An 18,438-nucleotide genomic window follows, 5' to 3' on the forward strand; every position below is an offset into this window, starting at 1 on the left:
GGCACCTTACGCGCGCGCTCGTCGACGGCACCCCGGGACGGGCGGGTGCGCGCCTCAGATCATCCGCCGCAGGGCGGTCTCCACGGCGTCGACGAGCGCGTCGCCCTCGGTGCCGTGGTGGCGGGCGAGGCCGAGCTCGACGTCCGGCAGAGGGGGCAAAGCGGCCACGTCGTGGCAGGCCATGGCCGGCTCCAGGTTGGCGGGCAGGAGTGCCGCGACCCCGAGCCCGGCCCGTAGCGCGGCGAGCACCCCGGCGAGGCTGTTGCTCTCGAACGCCACCCGCCAGCGGCGCCCCGTGCCCTCCATCACCTCCATCGCCTCCAGCACCGACGTCCGCCAGGCGCACGCGTTCGAGAACAGCACCACCGGCAGCGGATCGGCGTCGGTGGAGACCCCCTGCCCGACCGCCCAGACCAGCGGCAGGCGCACCGTCCAGCGCGGCGGCCAGGGAAGGTGCGGGACCTCGTCGAGCACGAGCTGGACACGGCCCGCGTCGTAGGCCTCCCGCATCTCCGCGTTGGAGAGACTGAGCACCTCCAGCGTCGCGCCGGGGTGCAGCCGCGCGAGGTCTGCGAGCGCCTGGGAGAGGCGGGAGGCGGCGAGGTCCTCCAGGAGTCCCACCCCGCAGTGCCCGGTGAGCGCGCCTCCCGTCTCGGCGAGCGCCTGTGCCGACAGCGCGAGGATGCGCTCGGCGTAGGGCAGCAGTTCCTCGCCCGCCCGGGTCGGCGAGACTCCGGACGGCGCCCGGTGCAGCAGCGGGCCGCCGACGGCCCTTTCGAGCTTGCGCAGCTGCTGGCTGAGCGCGGGCTGGGTGCGGCCGAGCGCCACCGCCGCACGGCTGATGCTGCCCGCCCGCACGGCGGTGACGAACGACCGCAGCAGCGCGGTGTCGAGATCACGTGCCATAAGTATCCATTATGCCTGGTCCAACGAATCGGCGACTTCCTATGGCCTTCTTGGTGACCTACCGTGAAAACGGTGACCGGACTTCGACAGGTACTCGCGGTGCCGGGGATGACGCCCCTGCTGGGCGTCTCGCTGCTCGCCCGTGCCGCGATCACGGCGGACGCGATGGCGCTGACGATGTACGTCGTCATCGCCCTCGACATGAGTTACGCGGCGGCGGGGGCCGTGGTGGCGGCGCTCACCGCCGGTGTCGCGCTGGGCGGGCCGCTGCTGGGCCGGATGATCGACCGGCGGGGCCTTCGTACCGTGCTGCTGGCCACGATCGTGCCGCAGTTCGTGTTCTGGCTGGCCGTGCCCGCGCTGCCGTACGTGATCATGCTGGGTGCCTCCTTCGCCGCCGGCCTGCTGATGGTGCCGATCCAGTCGGTCACCAGGCAGGCGATCGCCGCGATGACGACGGCGGGGCAGCGGCGGGCGGCGTTCGCGCTGGAGTCGGTGGTGGGCGAGCTGTCGTACATCGTGGGCCCGTCGGTGGTGATCCTGTGCGCGGCGACGGTGTCCCCCGGCGTGGTGGCCTGGGGAGTGGGCGCCGCGATCGTCGTCGGCGGGGTGGGGATCGCCCTGCTCGACCCGCCGATGCGGGCCGAGGACGAGGCGGACGGCGAGGCGGCGGGGCGGCCCCGGCGCCGGCGCCGGGAGTGGCTGGGAGCGCGCATGGTCGCCGTCCTGACGATGGGGTTCGGCGTCGCGATGCTGCTCAGCGGCGTCGACCTGGCCATCGTCGCCACCCTCCGGGAGGCCGGTCAGGTCTCGTGGGCGGCCGTGGTCGTCGCCGTGTTCGGGGTGACGTCCGTCGTGGGCGGCCTGGTGTACGGAGCGCTGCCCTGGTCGATGCCCACCTGGCCGCTGCTCGGCCTGCTCGGGCTGGTGACGATCCCGGCCGGGCTCGCCCAGGACTGGCCCTGGCTGTGCGTGGCCGTGATCGGTGCCGGGCTGCTCACCGCGCCGACCCTTTCCACGGTCTCCGACGCGGTGAGCCGGCTGGCGCCGGCCGGTGCGCGAGGTGAGGCGACCGGCCTGCAGTCCTCGGCGGCGAGCGCGGGGTTCGCGCTCGGCGCCCCGGTCGTGGGCGTGGCGATCGACGCGTCCGTGCCGGCGGGCGGCTTCGCGGCGGCCGGCCTGACCGGCCTGCTCACCGCGCTGGCGGGATACCTGCTCTCGCGCCGGTCACCCGCCGCCGCGCCGCCCCCGTCGTCCCAGTCGTCCCCGTCAGCTCCGTCATCCTCGTCGCGGGCGGTCGAGCCCCGCGACGCCGTCGCGCCGACCCCATGACCCAGGTACGGCGCCACCGACGAGCCGGGGACGGCCGCCGGCTCGACCCGTGACCCGTTCCCGCCGCGTGCCGGAGCCGGTCAGATGCCGCAGCCGGTCAGAGCAGCCCGCAGTGGCGGCACCGGCCCCGCCTGCGCAGGTGGTACGCCAGCGTCGCCACGCCGAGGGCCACGGCCCAGATCGGCCAGTACGTCATCGGGCTGCTCAGCCAGGCGGCCGGGTCGGCCCAGTCCGTGGTGCGCGCGGCCTGCGTGCCAGCCGACAGCAGTACGGCCGTGACCACCGAGGCGAGCGTGACCGGAAGGGCGGGCGGCACGCGCCTGCCCGCCAGTCCGATCATCCAGCGGGGCCAGATCTCCCCCCAGCGGTGCACCAGCCCGAGCGTGAGCACGCCACCGGCCGCCGCGAACGTCGCCAGCCCCGCTCCCGCCCACACCAGGCCCGATTCGTGCAGCCAGCGCAGTTCCTCCTCCGAGAACAGCAGGGGGATGTGCAGCGCCCACGCCCAGCGGACCACGGCGTAGAAGAGCGGGACGACGAAGGCCGTGTAGGCCGCCCAGCGCCCCCATACGGCCGCCGAGGCGGGTGTCGTCCAGGTGGCGTTCCCGCGCGCGGAACGGCCGCAGTCGCCGCAGGAGTCGCCGGTGCGCCGCTGGAAGGCCAGTGCGGCGCCCGCCCACAGCAGCCCTCCGGCCAGGCAGACGATCAGGTTCAGCACCGGCCAGGGCAGCGCGACCGCGAAGTAGTCGACGTCCGGCCAGCCGAACGGCAGCCCGGCCAGGACGATCGGGACGTACCCGACCGCGATCATGATCCGGGCGTCGGGGACGAGGGCGACGAGCGTCAACGCGATGGACCAGGCCGTCACGAGCACCGCGACGCGGGCCGCGCCACGCGGCCGTACCCGGGCCATCACCAGCGCGAGCACCGCGCCCGCGAAGCCGAGCGCCGCGATGACCGGCGCCGTTCCCGAGGCCGTCGCGCCGCCCAGCAACGACTCCGCCCTGGCGTCGGGGATGTCGCCCTCGCCGAAGGGGAAACCCGCGCCGCCCAGTGCCCAGTGGAGTCCGAGGCCGCCGTAGAGCAGCGACCACGCGCTCGCCGCGTACGCCGCCCATCGGTGCCATCGTGGCCATTGTCGCCGTCGGGAGTTCGTCTTCCGGTGGTCCTTGGTCGTTTCGCCCTTGGTCGTTTCCATGGCTCAAGCGTCGGGCGGCGGAGTGCGCCGCGCCCATCCGCCGTTCGGCGGATCTCGCCCGGCGAGCGTCGAGCTCCCTCTGCCTTTCGGGGGATCCGCCTCGGCCGGGCATCCCCATAGAGTCGATCCATGGAGCAAGCCGCCGCGTTCGTGGCACTCGCCATGATGATCGTGGCGTTCGTACCGCGCGTGCCGCCCGCGTGGCCCGCCGCGACGGCCGGGACGATCTCGATCGCGATCACCGTCGCGCACCCGCTGGCCGGATGGCGCGGCGACACCGTCCCCTGGGTGCTGGCCGAGGTGCCGGCCCTGCTCGTGCTGACGCTCATGGCCGCCAGGCGCGCGCCGGCACCCCGGGCCGTCGCCTCGGCCGGGCTCGCGGGGGGCGCGGTCGCGCTGATGCTCGTGCGCGCGCTCTGGCCGGGCGACGTCACGTTCACCGTCGTGGCCTGCGCGAGCTGGTCCCTCCTCGCGGTCGCGGCGGCGGGGGCCGGCCTCTACGTGCGTGTGCTGGACGACGGGCGGCGCCGCGCGGTGGCCGAGGCCAGGCGGACGCAGCGGCTCGTGCTCGCCCGCGACCTGCACGACTTCGTCGCCCACGACGTGAGCGGCATGCTCGTGCAGGCACAGGCCGCCCGGCTCGCGCCGGGGGCGGTCCCGCCGCAGGTGGCCGACGCGCTGCGGCGTATCGAGGAGGCGGGCCAGCGGGCCCTGGCCGCCATGGACCGGACCGTCCAGATGCTCCACGAGGCCGACGGGGTCGGCGGAGCCGACGGAGCCGGACCGGACGCGGCGGGCCCGCTGCCCGGAGTCGGCGGCCTGGCTCAGCTCGCCGGAGGTTACTCCCCGTCGGTGCGGGTGGACCTCTCGGTCGATCCCGGGCTGGAGCGGCGCCTCTCCCAGGAGACCTCCGCCACCGTCTACCGGGTCGCGACGGAGGCGCTCACCAACGTACGCCGCCACGCCCCCGAGGCGACCTACGTCGCGATCACCGTCACCCGGGTGGGAGAGTCGGTACGCGTGCGCGTCGACGACGACGGCGGCGGTCACTCGCAGGCGGCCGATCGCGGGGGCTTCGGCCTGGTCGGGCTCACCGAGCGGGTCGAGGTGCTCGGCGGCTCGCTGTCGGCCGGGCCCGAGCCGGGCGGCTGGCGGGTCGAGGCGCTCGTGCCCGCCCACCCGTCATGGCGGCTCCGGCACGCCGGAGCACGCGCGAGCCGTCCGGCCGCCGGTCGGGGAGAGCCGGCATGACCACTCGGATCCTGATCGCCGACGACCAGGAGGACGTGCGGATCGGCTTCCGGCTCATCCTCGACTCCCAGCCCGACATGACGGTGGTGGGAGAGGCCGCCGACGGCCACGACGCCGTCGGGCTGGCCCGGCATCTGCGGCCCGACGTGGTGCTCGCCGACATCCGCATGCCGAGGCTCGACGGGCTTGAGGTCACCCGGTCGCTGGCCGGGCAGACCCGGGTGATCGTCGTGACGACCTTCGACCTCGACGAGTACGTGCACACCGCGCTGCGCAACGGCGCCTGCGGCTTCCTGCTCAAGCGGTCGGGCCCCGCCCTGCTCGTCGAGGCCGTACGGGCGGCCATGGCCGGTGACACGCTGATCAGCCCGCAGGTCACCGTCCGCCTGCTGGCCCACCTCAGAACGCCCGCCGTGCCCGCCCCGCCCGCTACGTCACCCTCGCTCGCCGAGCCGCTGACGGAACGGGAGCTTGAGGTCGCCCGCCTGGTCGCCCACGGCCGCACCAACGCCGAGATCGCCACCGAGCTGTTCATCGGCTCCGGCACGGTGAAGACCCACGTCGCCAACGTCCAGCGCAAGCTCGCGGCGGCCAACCGGGTCGGCATCGCCGCCTGGGCGTGGAGCTCCGGCACCGTCACCGGCCCGTAGCGCACTTCGGCCGCATCCGGGGACAATTCATGCTCCGCACCGCTCCCCGGGGCCTCGGGGGCCGGAGTCCCCGGCCCGAGGCGACGGTCCGGCCGAAAACGGGTGCCGGAGTCCCCGGCCCGAAATCGCGGTCCGGTCGAGGACGGGTGCCGGAGTCCCGGTGCCGAAGCGGCGGTTCAGTCGAGGACCTGGACGTACCCGTCGGTTCCGTGAACGCGGATCCGCTGCCCGTCCCGGATCAGCCGGGTGGCCCTCTCCACCCCCACGACGGCCGGCAGGCCGTACTCCCGCGCGATCACCGCCCCGTGCGTCATGAGGCCGCCCACCTCCGTCACCAGTCCGGCGACGGTGACGAACAGGGGGGTCCAGCTGGGGTCGGTGAAGGTGGTGACCAGGATGTCGCCCGTTTCGAGGTCGGCCCGCGCCATGTCCGTGACGACGCGGGCACGGCCCTCGACGGTCCCGGCCGAGACCGGGAGGCCGGCCAGCGCGCCGGGCGGGGCGTCGTCACGCCGGTACCGGCCGGCGACGGCCTCGCCGTCCGAGGTGAGGATCCGGGGCGGGGTGAGCGTCTCGTACGACCGGAACGCCTCCCGCCTTTCCAGGACGAGTCCGGCGTCCACGTGACCGGTGCGCACGACCTCCCGCAGCTCCTCGAACCGGAGGAAGAAGATGTCCTCCTCCTCGCGCAGCACGCCGGAGCGGACGAGGCGGCCGGCCTCCCGCAGCAACGCCTGCTTGTAGGCGAAGTAGCGGCTGACCATGCCGTACTTGGGATACTCCCGGTATCCGGCGAAGGCGCGGACGCGGTCGATCATCCGCTTGGTCTCCTCGGCCTTCCGCTCCCCGTCGGGCAGGGCGCGCAGCCGCGTCAGAATTTCCCGCTCCTTCCGTCGTGACTCCAGGCGTCCCTGTTCGAAGCGTCGTTCGCCGGCGCCGGGCTCGAAGTTCCTGATGTTGCCGAGGATGGCGGGCACGAGCGTGGCTGGACGCTCGCTCCAGCGCGTTCTGGTGATGTCGATCTCGCCCGCGCAGCGCATGCCGTACTCGTCGAGATAGCCCCGGATGGCGTCCCGCGCCTCCCGCCCACCGGCCGACCCGGCCGATTCGTCCAGCCCGGCCGACCCGTCCAGCCCGGCCAGTTCGTCCAGGAAGCCGTCGCCCTCCCGGCCCTCGTCCGCGACGCGGCGCAGGAACGTCACGACCTCCGCGTGCGGCCGGATCGTGTCCGCGACGTCGAGGAGTGCCAGCCCCATCTCCGACGTGACGTTGTGGGGAACGGACTGCGTGAGCGTGTCGGCCGCGTTCCTCTCGCCCAGCCACTCCTCAAGGTGGTCGTTGAGCCACCAGGCCGCCTCCATCCCCGCCATGATCACTTGGTGGCTCCGCGGGGAGAACAGGATGCGCCTCAGCTCCGCGACGTCGGCCAGGACGAAGTCGAGCAGCGCCGGCCCGGACAGGGCCTGGATCTCGCTCCGCAGCGTGGCGACGGACGCCTGACTCTCCCGGATCAGCTGGGTGACGACGGCCGGATCGGTCTCGATCGGGGCGGGCGGGTCACCGGCGGGCGCGGCGGCGGAGTCCTCGTCCGGAAGCGAGCGGATGAAGTCGCCCCGGTCGAGGACGGTCCGCAGCGCGTCCCGGATCAGCGGGTCGGACCTGCCCAGGGTCCCGATGAGGTTCGCGCGGCCCGCGGGCGTCGCCAGGAGGGGGGCCACGTCGACGAACAACCGCCCGCCCGCCTCGTGCATCGGCCGCGGGGTCGTCAGCTGCCACAGGGAGAGTCCCAGCGGCCTCATCGCGTCGGTCATCATCTGCTGGTGACCGACGGAGACGTAGACGTGGTTCTCCTGGTCGCCGGTCTCGGGGACGGGGAACAGGGTGGTGATCGGCCTGCTCTGGACGAGGTGGAAGTCATCGCCGACCAGGCACCATTCGATGTCCTGGGGCCTGCCGAAGTGCGCCTCGACGCGCCGGCCCAGCCGCACCAGGCGTACGACCTGCGCGTCCGTCAGGGCCGCCCGCGTCCGCCGCGACGGCTCGACCGGCGCCTCCCGGGTGCCGCCCCCCGGCGACGCCTGGACGGACCGCGGCTTGGTGGCGACCGACGTGGTGAGGACCCGATCGTCGCGCACCGTGTGGACGTCCCCGGCGACCAGGCCGGAGACGAGTGCCTCGCCGAGCCCCCAACCGGCTTCCACGGTGGCGACCTTCCGGTTCGAGGTCACCGGATCGGCGGTGAAGAGGATCCCGGCCGCGTCAGGGAACACCATCCGCTGTACGACCACGGCCATCCGTACCTTGCGGTGGTCGAAGCCGTGGTGGCTCCGGTAGGTCACCGCCCGCTCGGTGAACAGCGAGGCCCAGCACCTCCGGACGTGCCGGACGATCTCCGGCAGGCCCGCGACGTTCAGGTACGAGTCCTGCTGGCCGGCGAAGGACGCGTTCGGCAGGTCCTCGGCCGTCGCGCTGGAACGCACGGCGCAGGAGGCCTGCTCCCCGAGCCGGGCGAGCGATTCGCCGATCGCCGCCACGAGATCGCCGGGAACCTCGACGGCTTCGACGACGCGGCGGATGTCGGCGCTCAGGGTGCGGATCGCCGCGTGGTCGTCCGGTTCCACGCGCGGCAGCAGGTCGAGCAGAGCGCCGATCGACGGCGCCTCGGCCACGACCCGCTGGAAGGCGTCCGTCGTGACGCAGAAGCCGTCCGGCACGCGAATCCCATTGATTCGCGAGAGCTCGCCCAGGTGCGCCCCCTTTCCTCCGACGTCCGCGACATTCGTCGAGTCGATCTCCTCGAAACCCAGTACGTAGCGCAATTCCGTTGCTCCATCGTTCGTCGGGCCGGTTCGCAACGGGCAGTATGAAGGACTTTCCGATGCCTCATGAGGCGCGCGGATCTGGTAAAAAATGAAAGTGGCGGGGAGTGCCGCGCGGCCTGACCCGCCCCCGCCCCCGCTTGCGTCCCGGGCCGCGGCGCTCGATGTTCCGCCCGGCACCCGGCACCCGGCACCCGGCACCCGGCCGCCGGACGTCCCGGACGTCCCGGACGGAGTGGCCGATTCACACGCCGCCGATGAGCTCGCCCGTTCGATCGCCCCGAGCCGTCGGCGGCGTGGAACTCGGCGGTGACCGCCCGTGCTCTCTCAGCCGGTGTGCAGAATCCGAAAACGATCGGGTTCCGCCGGATCCCGGTCGACGATCTGGATCGGCGGCCAGGCCCACTGCCAGACGCCGACGCCCGGCGTGCGGGAGAACCTGATCTGCCCTCGGGTGCCCTCCACCGCGACGCGCGGCCAGGATCCGGCGACGCGCGCCCGGTCCGCGCCGTGAGAACGCAGCGCCTCGGCGAGGACGGCGACCGTGTCGTAGCCCTCGAAGGCGACGAAGGAGGGCGCTTCGGCCAGCCGCTCGCGAAGGGCCGCCCCGACTCGCGTGCCGAGTGGGCCGAGGCGCTCGGGCAGGTAGCGCAGGAACGGGATCGCGGCGCCGTCGGCGCCCAGCAGCGCCGCCCATCCGGGGAACTCCGGCTGCCCGGCCGGAGCACCGATCATGATCTCGGCGAGGCGCCGGTCGCGGCGGACGGCCCTGACGATCGGCACCGCCGGCTCCGGGTGGCCGACCAGGAGAAGGAGGGCCGTCGCGCGGTCGCCGGCGAGCTCGTCGCACACGTCCGAGGGGGTGAGCGCGCGCATGTCGAGTTCGGTGACGGTGCCGCCGCGTGAGGCGAGGTGGTCCCGCAGGACGCGGGTCCCGGACGCCCAGTAGACACTCGGCTCGGCCGCCACGGCGATCCGGCCGTGGCCCGCGCCGAGGAGGAAGTCCGCGTAGATCCGCCAGCCGTGGGACTGCGCCGGGGCGAGGCGCGCGACCCGGTCCGTCGGCTGTTCGGTGAGCGCGTCGAGAACCGCCGACGAGCAGAGGAACGGCAGGCCGAGGGCGTCGGCCCTGGCGGCGGCGGCGCGGGCGACGACGCTGTGGTACTCCCCCGCCAGGGCGGCCACGCCCAGGTGCGCCAGTTCGTCCACGGCCGCCGTGGCCTTCAGCGGATCGGCCGCGGTGTCCCGGACCACCAGTTCGAGCGGTCTTCCGGCGATCCCGCCGGCGTCGTTGACGTCGCGGACGGACAGTTCGAGTCCGGCGAGCAGGTGCCGGCCCGCGTCGACCCAGCCGGGCCGGGTCAGCGGGACGAGGGCGCCGATCCGGACGGGCGATCCGTCGGCCCGCTCCGCTCCCGGCGATGGTGGCGTGTTCATACGCTTGCGTCCCCCCTGTGACGATCTGGTCCTAGTCTGCCCGGCTTCAACGAAGGAGAAGGCTCCGGGGAGGCCCCGGAAAGGCCACGGCATCCGGTCCCGATGGCCACGCGCCCTTGACAGCCCAGTATTCCTACCTGAATAGTATGGATATATTCGAGCCGCCGCGGGACGCCTCCGAGCCGCGCGGATCCTCACCAGCCGCGACCGCGAGGAGACCCTCCGATGCAGGAATCCCCCCACAGTGCCCCCCGGAGCACCCCTCGAAGTACCCCCGGTGGTCCGGGCGGCGAGGTGCTGTCCCGCCTCCCCGGCCTGTCACGACGCGTCTTCCTGGGCGCGGCCGGAGGCGCCGCGCTGACCGGCCTGCTCGCCGCCTGCGCGGGTGACACGGGCGACACGGCGAGCGCGGGCGGCGGGCCCCGGACGGCTCCCGCCTCCCCGCCGGGCACCCCGAAGACCGGCGGCGTCCTGCGCGCCGGCTCTCCCCCGCCGCCGACCGCGGTCGACCCCGTCACCATGTACGACGGCTCCGCGATCGCGATCGTCCAGCTGGTGGCCGACTACCTGATCTGGCTGGACAGGGACTTCAAGCTGGTGCCCCGCCTGGCCGAGAAGTGGGAGCCGGAGGAGGGCGGCAGGCGCTGGGTCTTCTCCCTCCGCGAGGGCGTCACCTTCTCCGACGGCACGCCGCTGGACGCGAAGGCGGTCAAGGCCACCTTCGACCGGCTGCTCGACCCCAAGAGCAAGTCCGCCGCCGCGGCGGCGTTCGACTCGGTGCTGGCCGAGGGCGGGATCGGTGTCCGGGGCGACTCGACGGTCGTCTTCACCCTGGAGCGGGCCTTCTCCGACTTCCCGTACCTGGTGTCGGCGGGAAACTACAACGCGGTGATCCTCAAGGCGGACTACGCGGGCGACTTCACCGCCAAGCCGGTCGGCACCGGCCCGTTCCTGCTGGAGTCGTACGACGCCTCCAGCGGAGCGGTGTTCAAACGCAACCCGAAGTACTGGGAGCCGGGCAAGCCGTACCTGGACGGCGTGCGGATCACCTTCTACGCCGACGACCAGGCGGACCTCCTCGCGCTGCAGAGCGGCGAGATCGACGCCCAGATCCTCAGCCGCCCCGCGCTGGTCGGGCCGCTCAAGGGGCTCGGCGGCACCGTCGTCGACCAGGTCCAGGGCACCGGCCTCACCGCCTTCACCCTGCGCGTGGACCAGGCGCCCTTCGACAAGAAGGAGGTGCGCCAGGCGATCGCGTACGCCCTGGACCGGCCGGGGGTGAACGCGGGCGTCTACGACGGCATCGGCGCGCTGGGCAACGACCACCTGTTCGCCGCGCTGTTCCCGGCCGCGCCGCCGGACGTGCCGCAGCGGGCCAAGGACCCGGCGAAGGTCGCGTCGCTGCTCGCCGCGGCCGGCGTGGAGAAGCTCTCCTTCGCGCTGACGTACGACCCGCCGAGCAAGGACTACGCCCTCACCGTGCAGGACCAGCTCAAGCAGGTCGGCATCGAGGTGGAGCTCGACCAGCGCACCTCCGGCGACTTCTACGGCGGCGACCAGGAGAAGGACACCCCCTGGCTGTTCACCCAGGCCAACCTGGTGGGCTGGGCCGGGCGCGCGGTGCCCAGCCAGTTCATCATCCCGATGGTCAAGAGCGGCGGCGTGTGGAACGGCTCGAAGTACGCCAACCCCGCGCTGGACGCCGCCACCGACGCCTACGACTCGGCGGCGACCGACGAGGAACGCGGGACCCAGGCCGCGATCATCGCGAAGGCGCTCCACGAGGACGTCCCGGTGATCATCGCGGTCTGGAGCGGCACCGTCCGGGCGTACGCCGGTGAGCGCTTCACCGGCGTGGCGGCCCATCCATCGAGCTATGTCGACTTCAGCTCGGTCTCGCGGCTCTAGGGAGGCATGAGCGGCATGAGGCGATTCCTGCTCCGGCGGCTGGCGGCGGTCCCGCTCACCCTGCTCGCGGTGTCCCTGCTGGTCTTCGCCGCCACCGAGCTGGTCCCCGGCGACGTGGCCCGCACGATCCTGGGCCGCGAGGCGGGCGAGGAGGCCGTGGCGCGGCTCCGCGAGCAGCTGGGGCTCGACCGGCCGCTCGCCGACCGCTACGCCGACTGGCTGTCGGGGTTCTTCACCGGTCGATGGGGCGACTCCCACACCCTCGGGGTGCCGGTCCGCGATCTCGTGCTCGGGCGCCTCGCCGACTCCCTCGTCCTGGGCGGGCTGGCGTTCGCCCTGCTGGTCCCGGTCGCGGTGACGCTCGGGCTGGTCGCCGGGGTCAACCACGACCGCCCCGCCGACCGGGTCATCAGCGTCACCGGGCTCGCCCTGGGCGCCATACCGGAGTTCGTGACGGGGGTGGTGCTGCTGGTCGTCTTCGCGGTGCGGCTGCGCTGGTTCCCCGCCTCGGCCCAGGCGCCGGACGGCGCGACGATCCTCACCCGGCTCGGCCACCTGGCGCTGCCGGTGGTCTCCCTCGTCCTGCTGTGCACCGGCTACGTCGCCCGCCACGTGCGCGCGAGCACCGTGGCGGCCGTGGAGAGCCCGTACGTCAGGGCCGCGGAGCTGCGCGGCCTCGGCCGGGCCCAGGTGGTACGGCGGCACGTGCTGCGCAACTCCACGGTTCCGGCCACCAGCGCGCTCGGCGTGCAGCTGCAGTTCCTGCTCGGCGGGCTGGTCGCCGTCGAGCTGCTGTTCAACTACCCGGGCATCGGCGCCCTGCTGCTGCAGTCGGCGATCGACAAGGACCTGCCGACCCTGCAGGCCACCGCGATGGTGCTCGGCGTCCTCTACATGTCGATCATCCTCGCGGCCGACCTGGCCTACCGCCTGCTCGACCCCCGGGTCCGGCTCGGGGGGGCCGCCGCGTGAACGGGCGTACGAGAGGTCCGGCCGGTGAGCGCCCGTTCGTCGGACGCCGGGCCGCCGGGCACCGGGGGACATCGGGTGCCGGGCGCGGGAGGGGGGCCACATGAGCGCCGTCACCGCGGGCGCGGGCCGGGTGCGGCGGCGGGCGGCCGGGCGCGGCTTCCGCGTGGCCCTCGTCGCGGGCGGCGCGCTCGTGCTGGCCTGGGCGGTCGTCGCCGCGTTCTGGCCGCAGCTGGTCCCCTACGACCCGCTGCGGCACGACCCGCTGAGCCGCTTCCTGCCCCCGGGTCCCGGACACTGGCTGGGCACCGACCAGTTCGGCCGCGACACCTTCTCCAGGATGCTCGCGGGAGCCCGCCCGGTACTGCAGGTCGCGCCGCTCGCGACCGCGCTCGCCGTCGTGGCCGGCACCGCGGTCGGCCTGGTCGCGGGGACGTTCGGCGGCCTCCTCGACGAGGTCGTCATGCGGCTGCTCGACGCGGTCGTGGTCTTCCCCGCGATCATCGCCGCGGTGCTGTTCGTGGCGCTGGCGGGCCGTTCGGTGACCGTCATGGTGCTGGTCGTCGCGGGGTCGTTCGTGCCCATCGTGGCCCGTAGCGTCCGCGCGGCGACGCTGGTCGAGCGGGAGAAGGCGTACGTCGAGGCGGCCAGGTTGCGCGGGGAACGCCCCTGGTCGCTGATGCGGCGGGAGATCCTCCCCAACGTCGGCACGACCGTGCTGGTGGAGGCGACCTCCCGGTTCGGCGACGCGATCTTCGCCGCCGCCACGCTGTCGTTCCTGGGGCTCGGCCAGCCGCCGGGCTCCCCCGACTGGGGCGCGTCGGTCTCGGACAACCGCGTCTGGCTCCAGCTCGCGCCCTGGACCGTACTCGCCCCCGCGCTGGCCATCGCCTCGCTGGTGGTGGGGATCGCGCTCGTCGCCGACTCGCTGCGCGGCAGATGGGAGGCTTCATGACCGGCAGAGCGACCGGAGGACCTCGTCTTCCCGCGCCGCGGGAGCCCGTGGCCCGGGACGTCGGCCTGACGCGACCACCCGGGGAGGACCCGCACGGCGTCGAGTCCCGGCCAGGTGAGGGCGGACCGCCGAGCCGGGGGCTGCGAGTCGCGGGGCTGTCGGTCTCGTACCGCACGGCGCGCGGCGAGGCCCCGGCGGTGACGGACGTCTCCTTCGACGTCGCTCCGGGCGAGACGTACGGGATCGTGGGTGAGTCCGGGTGCGGCAAGACCACGCTGAGCCGCGCCCTGGGCCGCCACCTGCCGCCGGGCGGTTCGATCACCGGTGGCCGGGTGACCGTGGACGGCGTCGAGGTGCCGGCCCTCTCCCCCGCGGACCTGCGGCGCTGGCGGACCACCTCGCTCGCCGTCGTGCACCAGGAGGCGGGCAGCTCGCTCGACCCGACGATGCGGATCGGCGCGCAGCTCGCCGAGGTCCTCGGGTTGCAGGGACGCGGACGGGCCGAGGCGCGGCGGGAGGCGGTCTCGCTGCTGGCCAGGGTGCGGCTGCCCGACCCGGCCGCGATCGCGCGGCGCTACCCGCATCAGCTCTCCGGCGGCCAGCAGCAGCGCGTCGTGATCGCCGCCGCGCTCGCCACCCGGCCCCGGCTGCTCGTCCTCGACGAGCCGACGACCGGCCTGGACGCGACGGTGCAGCACGAGATCCTCGACCTCCTCTGGGCGCTGCGCGCGGAGACGGACGCGGCCGTGGTGCTGATCAGCCACGACCTGGCGCTGGTCGGGCGCCTGTGCGAACGCGTCGGCGTCCTGTACGCGGGGCGGATGGTCGAGGAGGGGCCCGCGGCGGAGGTGATGGCGAGCGCGCGGCACCCCTACACCTCGGCGCTGCTGGCGAGCGTCCCCCGGCTGGGCGTCTCCCGCCACACGCGGGAGCTCGCGGCCATCCCGGGCCGGCCCCCGATCCCCGGTGAGGAGGCCGGCGGGTGCGCGTTCGCGCCCCGCTGCGCCCTCGCCGACGACCTCTGCCGGGAGAGGACTCCCGCGCTGGAGGCCGCCCCCGGCGGGCGGCGGGCCCGCTGCCACCACACCGACCGGCTGCTCGCGGTACCCGGTTCGCCTTTCGAGGAGCCACCTGGCTCGCCCTTCGAAAAGCTGCCCGAAGTGCCCGATACGTCCGATGTATACGGCTCGCCCTTGGAGCCGACCGGCCCGGCCGACGGTACGGACGCCCCGCGAGGGGTGCCGCTGCTGGAGGTCCGCGGCCTGACCAGGAAGTACGGCCGGACCGCCGTCGTCGACGGGGTCGACCTGACCATAGGCCGCGCCGAGGTCCTCGGCCTGGTCGGCGAGTCGGGCAGCGGCAAGACGACGCTGGCCCGCGCCGTCGCCGGGCTCGGACCCCGGGGAACGGGGACGATCGCGCTGCACGGCCGGGAGCTGGCCGCGACCGTGGGACGGCGTGACGCGCGCGACCGCCGCCGCGTCCAGATGGTCTTCCAGAACCCCGAGACGTCGCTGAACCCCAGCCACACGATCCGCGCGATCCTGACCAGGGCGGTCCGCGGGCTGGGCGGTTCCCGCACCGCCGCCGGGCTGGCCGCGCGGGCCGGCCTGGACGACCACCTGCTGGACGCCCGTCCCGACCGGCTCTCCGGGGGCCAGAAGCAGCGGGCCGCGATCGCCCGCGCCTTCGCCGGGGATCCCGAGCTGGTGGTGTGCGACGAGCCGGTCTCCGCCCTCGACGTGAGCGTGCAGGCGGGCGTGCTGCGGCTGCTGTCGGAGCAGCAGCGGCTGACCGGGACGTCGTACCTGTTCATCTCGCACGACCTCGCGGTCGTCGGCTACCTGGCCGATCGGATCGCGGTCATGTACCGCGGCCGGATCGTCGAGGAGGGACCCGCCTCTCGGGTGCTCTCCGGCCCGCACCACCCGTACACCGCCTCGCTGGTCGCCGCGTCGCGGGCCCGGCTGGACGGGCCGGAGAGCGTCCGTCCCACCGGAGAGCCGGAGGGCGCGACCGGGTGCGGGTTCGCGGCCCGCTGCCCGCTGCGGGTCGAGGGGCTCTGCGACACGGTGGACCCGCCGGTGGCCCGCACCGGCGACGGCCACGCGGTCCGCTGCCACCTCGACGCGGGCGACCTGCCGCGAACCGCCGTCCCGGTGACCGCTCCCGCGCATCGGGATCCCCGAACCACCCAGGACGCCCTGAACACCCAAGCCACCCCGGACAAGGAGGACGGATCGCCCTAGAACACGCCCTGTTTTCCCACCAGCCCGCACGGAGGCACCAATGTCATCGAAACTCGCGGTACCCGAACAGGAATTCGCCCTGCTGCCCGAGATCGCCGAGAGCCTCGGCCTGACCGGTCCCGATCCGCACCGCATCCAGCGCCGCTGGGTCACCGTGGTCAGCGGCGGCCACGTCAGCGGCGTCACCTGGGACACCGGCCCGGCCGAGATCGTCCTGCTGCACGAGGCGCGCCGCAGCGCCCGCTCCTGGGACCGGACGCTGCTCGCGCTCGGCCGTCCGGCCCTCGCCCTGGACCTGCCGGGCCACGGCCGGTCGGGCTGGCGCGGGAACGGCGTCTACTCCCCGCGCAGGCTCGCCCCCGCGGTGAGCGAGGCCATCCGGTCCTTCGCCCCCGCCTCGAAGGTCGTGGCCGGCGCCGGTCTCGGCGCGCTGACCGCGATCGCGCTCACCGCCCGCTCCCCCGACCTGGTACGCGCCCTGGTGCTGCTGGACACCCTTCCCGGCGCCCCGGGGGAGCCGGGCGCCGTGCCCGGCCGCCACGCCTCCAGGGAGGAGGCGCTCGACCGGCTCAGGGAGGCGAGGCCGGACGCCGCCGAGGACGACCTGGTCGCCGACGTCCGCTACGAGCTCGTCGAGGAGTCCGACGGGACCTGGACCTGGCGCCACCACCTGGGGAACCTGCCCGCCGAGGCGGCGGCGCACCTGGGTGACGAGACCCTCTGGGAGCAGCTGGAGGTCCTCTCCGGGTACGAGGTGCCCATCCTGCTCGTACGTCCCGCCACCGGCGCCCGGCTGAGCGACGCCGCCGCCGATGAGCTCCTGCGCCGGGCCCCGTCGGCCCGGCTCCTCACGGCGGCAGGCCCGGCCGAGCAGGCCGGGGTGCTGCGCGAAGCGCTCGACACGATCCAAGGGAGAACCGCATGACCGCCCAGATCCCCGTCATCGACCTCGAACTCGCCCTGAGCGACGACGCCCCCGAGGAGCTGATCGCCTCGGTGCGCGCGGCGGCCGAGCAGGTCGGCATCATCCAGGTCGTCAACCACGGCGTCCCCGCCGAGCTGATCGACGACTTCCACGACCGGATCGGCCGCGTCCTCGCCCTGCCCCGGGAGGAGAAGGCGAAGCTGGCCAGCCCGACCGGGCACCCCTACCGGGGCTGGCGGCAGTGGCCCGACGACTTCGGGCGGCTGGAGCTGGAGCGCTTCAACATCGGCCAGTTCGACACCGTGGAGGAGGCGAAGGCTGCGGGGCTGTCGGAGGAGTACGCGCAGCTGTACGCCCACCCCAACGTCTGGCCGCCGCAGGAGCCCGGCCTGGCCGCGGTGACCAGGCTCTACCACGACGCCTCGGTCGGCGTGGCCGAGCGGGTGCTCGACCTCTACAGCCGGGTGCTCGGCGTGCCCCTGTCGACGTTCCCGATCTCCGGGCGCCCCTACTACACGAGCTTCGTCGTCAACGACTACCCGACCTGGACGCACGGGGACACCGGGACGGACGACGACAAGCTGCTCCTGCTGGAGCACGCCGACGGTTCGGCGCTGACCGTGCTGCACCAGCGCGGCGACTACGCGGGACTGCAGGGGCAGGCGCCCGACGGGAGCTGGATCCCGGTGCCGATCGTGCCCGGAGCCCTGCAGGTCTTCTCCGGCCACATCCTCACCAAGTGGACGAACGGCCGGCTCCGCCCCGGCAGGCACCGCGTCGTGGCGGGCGGCACCGTCACCCGGCGCTCCACCGGCGTCTTCTGGCATCCCAGCCTCGACACGGTGATCGAGCCGCTGGAGCCGTTCGTCGGCCCCGAGGGCGGCGACTTCGAGCCGGAGCTGCTGTGGGACCAGGCCGGTGGCCAGGTCGAGGAGTACCTGCGGGTCTTCGGGCGGCCGGACCAGATCGCGGCCTGGCGCGAGCGCAGGCCGTACGTCGCCGAACTCGCGGACGCGGAGGCGTAGGCCGTGCCCGCGTCGGGAACGTTCAACTGGGAGACCAGCGAGCGCTGGGTACGCGGCACCAGGGGCGACGTCACCGTCGTCGACAGCCCCGCCCCGGTGCTGGTCTGGGAGGCGTCGCACCCGGTGCCCCGCTACGCCTTCCCCGAATCGGAGGTCCGCTCCGACCTGCTGCGTCCGGCCGCCGCCCCGCCGACCGGCGTCCACGAGGGGTCCACGGTCTTCTACGACCTGGTGATCGGCGGCGAGACCGTCGCGAACGCCGCGTGGAGCTATCCGGCCCTGCCCGGCCACATCGCGTTCGAGTGGTTCCGGCACGGCGGCGAGGTGCTCGAACACTGGTACGAAGAGGAGGAGGAGATCTTCGTCCACCCCCGTGACCCGTACAAGCGGGTCGATCCGGTGCCCAGCTCGCGGCACGTCAGGGTCGAGATCGGCGGCAGGGTCGTCGCGGAGACCCGGCGCCCGGTGCTGCTGTTCGAGACGGGCCTGCCCACCCGCTACTACATCCCCCCTGAGGACGTGAATTTCGACCTGTTCGAGCCGACGGCGACCAGCACCCGCTGCCCGTACAAGGGAGTCGCCTCCTACTGGTCCACGCGCGAGGGCGGGCCCGTCCCCGCCGACGTGGCGTGGGCCTACCCCGACCCGATCCCGGCCGCCGAGAGGATCAGGGATCACGTCGCCTTCTACAACGAGGTCGTCGACATCGTCGTGGACGGCGTGAGACTCGAAAGGCCCGTCACCCTCTTCACCGAGCGCCTGCTGGAGGAATGAGACGGGCCTGGGAGGCGCGAGGGCACGGGGCTGAGCGAGC

The 18,438-nt window shown here is 74.0% G+C and carries 14 protein-coding genes; 10 read left to right on the forward strand and 4 right to left on the reverse strand.

The annotated features are described in order from the left end of the window. Nucleotides 1–54: 54 nt before the first annotated feature. A complete protein-coding gene (locus tag ACSC1Q_RS17360; RefSeq protein ID WP_436759739.1) occupies nucleotides 55–906 on the reverse strand; it encodes a LysR family transcriptional regulator in 852 nt (283 codons plus the stop codon). 72 nt (nucleotides 907–978) lie between these two features. On the opposite strand from ACSC1Q_RS17360, the gene ACSC1Q_RS17365 reads away from it, so the two are divergent. After that, on the forward strand, nucleotides 979–2,238 hold the full coding sequence (locus ACSC1Q_RS17365; protein WP_436759740.1) for an MFS transporter: 1,260 nt from the start codon (nucleotides 979–981) through the stop codon (nucleotides 2,236–2,238). Between the two features lie 97 nt (nucleotides 2,239–2,335). Here ACSC1Q_RS17365 and ACSC1Q_RS17370 read toward each other — a convergent pair whose 3' ends face one another. After that, nucleotides 2,336–3,436 carry a hypothetical protein gene (locus ACSC1Q_RS17370; RefSeq protein ID WP_436759741.1) on the reverse strand — a complete coding sequence of 367 codons (1,101 nt, stop codon included), beginning with the start codon at nucleotides 3,434–3,436 and terminating at the stop codon, nucleotides 2,336–2,338. Nucleotides 3,437–3,565: 129 nt separating this feature from the next. On the opposite strand from ACSC1Q_RS17370, the gene ACSC1Q_RS17375 reads away from it, so the two are divergent. Continuing rightward, a complete protein-coding gene (locus tag ACSC1Q_RS17375) occupies nucleotides 3,566–4,687 on the forward strand; it encodes a sensor histidine kinase (RefSeq protein ID WP_436759742.1) in 1,122 nt (373 codons plus the stop codon). Continuing rightward, entirely contained in the window at nucleotides 4,684–5,337 is a 654-nt protein-coding gene (locus ACSC1Q_RS17380; RefSeq protein ID WP_436759743.1) for a response regulator, read from the forward strand. The genes ACSC1Q_RS17375 and ACSC1Q_RS17380 overlap by 4 nt, the downstream gene beginning before the upstream one ends. Nucleotides 5,338–5,513: 176 nt before the next feature. On the opposite strand, the gene rph is transcribed toward ACSC1Q_RS17380, so the two are convergent. Together rph and ACSC1Q_RS17390 are read right to left on the reverse strand one after the other, a co-directional pair. Continuing rightward, complete coding sequence (gene rph / locus ACSC1Q_RS17385) at nucleotides 5,514–8,156, reverse strand: rifamycin-inactivating phosphotransferase (RefSeq protein ID WP_436759744.1); 2,643 nt, start codon at nucleotides 8,154–8,156, stop codon at nucleotides 5,514–5,516. A gap of 327 nt (nucleotides 8,157–8,483) precedes the next feature. Beyond that, nucleotides 8,484–9,593, reverse strand: coding sequence for an ABC transporter substrate-binding protein (locus ACSC1Q_RS17390; protein WP_436759745.1), 1,110 nt, complete (start codon nucleotides 9,591–9,593; stop codon nucleotides 8,484–8,486). A 225-nt stretch (nucleotides 9,594–9,818) separates the two neighbouring features. On the opposite strand from ACSC1Q_RS17390, the gene ACSC1Q_RS17395 reads away from it, so the two are divergent. The 7 genes from ACSC1Q_RS17395 to ACSC1Q_RS17425 all read left to right on the forward strand — a co-directional run bounded on the left by ACSC1Q_RS17395 (nucleotide 9,819) and on the right by ACSC1Q_RS17425 (nucleotide 18,398). Next, a complete protein-coding gene (locus ACSC1Q_RS17395) occupies nucleotides 9,819–11,501 on the forward strand; it encodes an ABC transporter substrate-binding protein (RefSeq protein WP_436759746.1) in 1,683 nt (560 codons plus the stop codon). A 15-nt stretch (nucleotides 11,502–11,516) separates the two neighbouring features. Next, nucleotides 11,517–12,473 (forward strand): ABC transporter permease, encoded by a 957-nt coding sequence (locus ACSC1Q_RS17400; protein ID WP_436759747.1) that lies wholly within the window; start codon nucleotides 11,517–11,519, stop codon nucleotides 12,471–12,473. A gap of 100 nt (nucleotides 12,474–12,573) precedes the next feature. Beyond that, nucleotides 12,574–13,425 (forward strand): ABC transporter permease, encoded by an 852-nt coding sequence (locus ACSC1Q_RS17405; protein WP_436759748.1) that lies wholly within the window; start codon nucleotides 12,574–12,576, stop codon nucleotides 13,423–13,425. After that, the gene (locus tag ACSC1Q_RS17410) at nucleotides 13,422–15,674 is read left to right on the forward strand and encodes a dipeptide ABC transporter ATP-binding protein (RefSeq protein WP_436759749.1); all 2,253 of its coding nucleotides are present in this window, start codon (nucleotides 13,422–13,424) and stop codon (nucleotides 15,672–15,674) included. The genes ACSC1Q_RS17405 and ACSC1Q_RS17410 overlap by 4 nt, the downstream gene beginning before the upstream one ends. 40 nt (nucleotides 15,675–15,714) lie before the next feature. Further along, complete coding sequence (locus ACSC1Q_RS17415) at nucleotides 15,715–16,599, forward strand: alpha/beta fold hydrolase (protein WP_436759750.1); 885 nt, start codon at nucleotides 15,715–15,717, stop codon at nucleotides 16,597–16,599. Continuing rightward, nucleotides 16,596–17,624 (forward strand): 2-oxoglutarate and iron-dependent oxygenase domain-containing protein, encoded by a 1,029-nt coding sequence (locus ACSC1Q_RS17420; protein ID WP_436759751.1) that lies wholly within the window; start codon nucleotides 16,596–16,598, stop codon nucleotides 17,622–17,624. The genes ACSC1Q_RS17415 and ACSC1Q_RS17420 overlap by 4 nt, the downstream gene beginning before the upstream one ends. A 3-nt stretch (nucleotides 17,625–17,627) precedes the next feature. Then, nucleotides 17,628–18,398, forward strand: coding sequence for a DUF427 domain-containing protein (locus ACSC1Q_RS17425; protein ID WP_436759752.1), 771 nt, complete (start codon nucleotides 17,628–17,630; stop codon nucleotides 18,396–18,398). Nucleotides 18,399–18,438: the final 40 nt, after the last annotated feature.

The organism is Streptosporangium heterodermiicola, from assembly GCF_051390675.1.
Classification (GTDB): Bacteria; Actinomycetota; Actinomycetes; order Streptosporangiales; family Streptosporangiaceae; genus Streptosporangium.

Bases quoted from the DNA above. Each gene is read 5' to 3' on its own strand.
- ACSC1Q_RS17360 (WP_436759739.1), bottom strand. From the start codon at position 906: ATGGCACGTGATCTCGACACCGCGCTGCTGCGGTCGTTCGTCACCGCC.
- ACSC1Q_RS17370 (WP_436759741.1), bottom strand. From the start codon at position 3,436: ATGGAAACGACCAAGGGCGAAACGACCAAGGACCACCGGAAGACGAAC.
- ACSC1Q_RS17375 (WP_436759742.1), top strand. From the start codon at position 3,566: ATGGAGCAAGCCGCCGCGTTCGTGGCACTCGCCATGATGATCGTGGCG.
- ACSC1Q_RS17380 (WP_436759743.1), top strand. From the start codon at position 4,684: ATGACCACTCGGATCCTGATCGCCGACGACCAGGAGGACGTGCGGATC.
- ACSC1Q_RS17390 (WP_436759745.1), bottom strand. From the start codon at position 9,593: ATGAACACGCCACCATCGCCGGGAGCGGAGCGGGCCGACGGATCGCCC.
- ACSC1Q_RS17395 (WP_436759746.1), top strand. From the start codon at position 9,819: ATGCAGGAATCCCCCCACAGTGCCCCCCGGAGCACCCCTCGAAGTACC.
- ACSC1Q_RS17400 (WP_436759747.1), top strand. From the start codon at position 11,517: ATGAGGCGATTCCTGCTCCGGCGGCTGGCGGCGGTCCCGCTCACCCTG.
- ACSC1Q_RS17405 (WP_436759748.1), top strand. From the start codon at position 12,574: ATGAGCGCCGTCACCGCGGGCGCGGGCCGGGTGCGGCGGCGGGCGGCC.
- ACSC1Q_RS17410 (WP_436759749.1), top strand. From the start codon at position 13,422: ATGACCGGCAGAGCGACCGGAGGACCTCGTCTTCCCGCGCCGCGGGAG.
- ACSC1Q_RS17415 (WP_436759750.1), top strand. From the start codon at position 15,715: ATGTCATCGAAACTCGCGGTACCCGAACAGGAATTCGCCCTGCTGCCC.
- ACSC1Q_RS17420 (WP_436759751.1), top strand. From the start codon at position 16,596: ATGACCGCCCAGATCCCCGTCATCGACCTCGAACTCGCCCTGAGCGAC.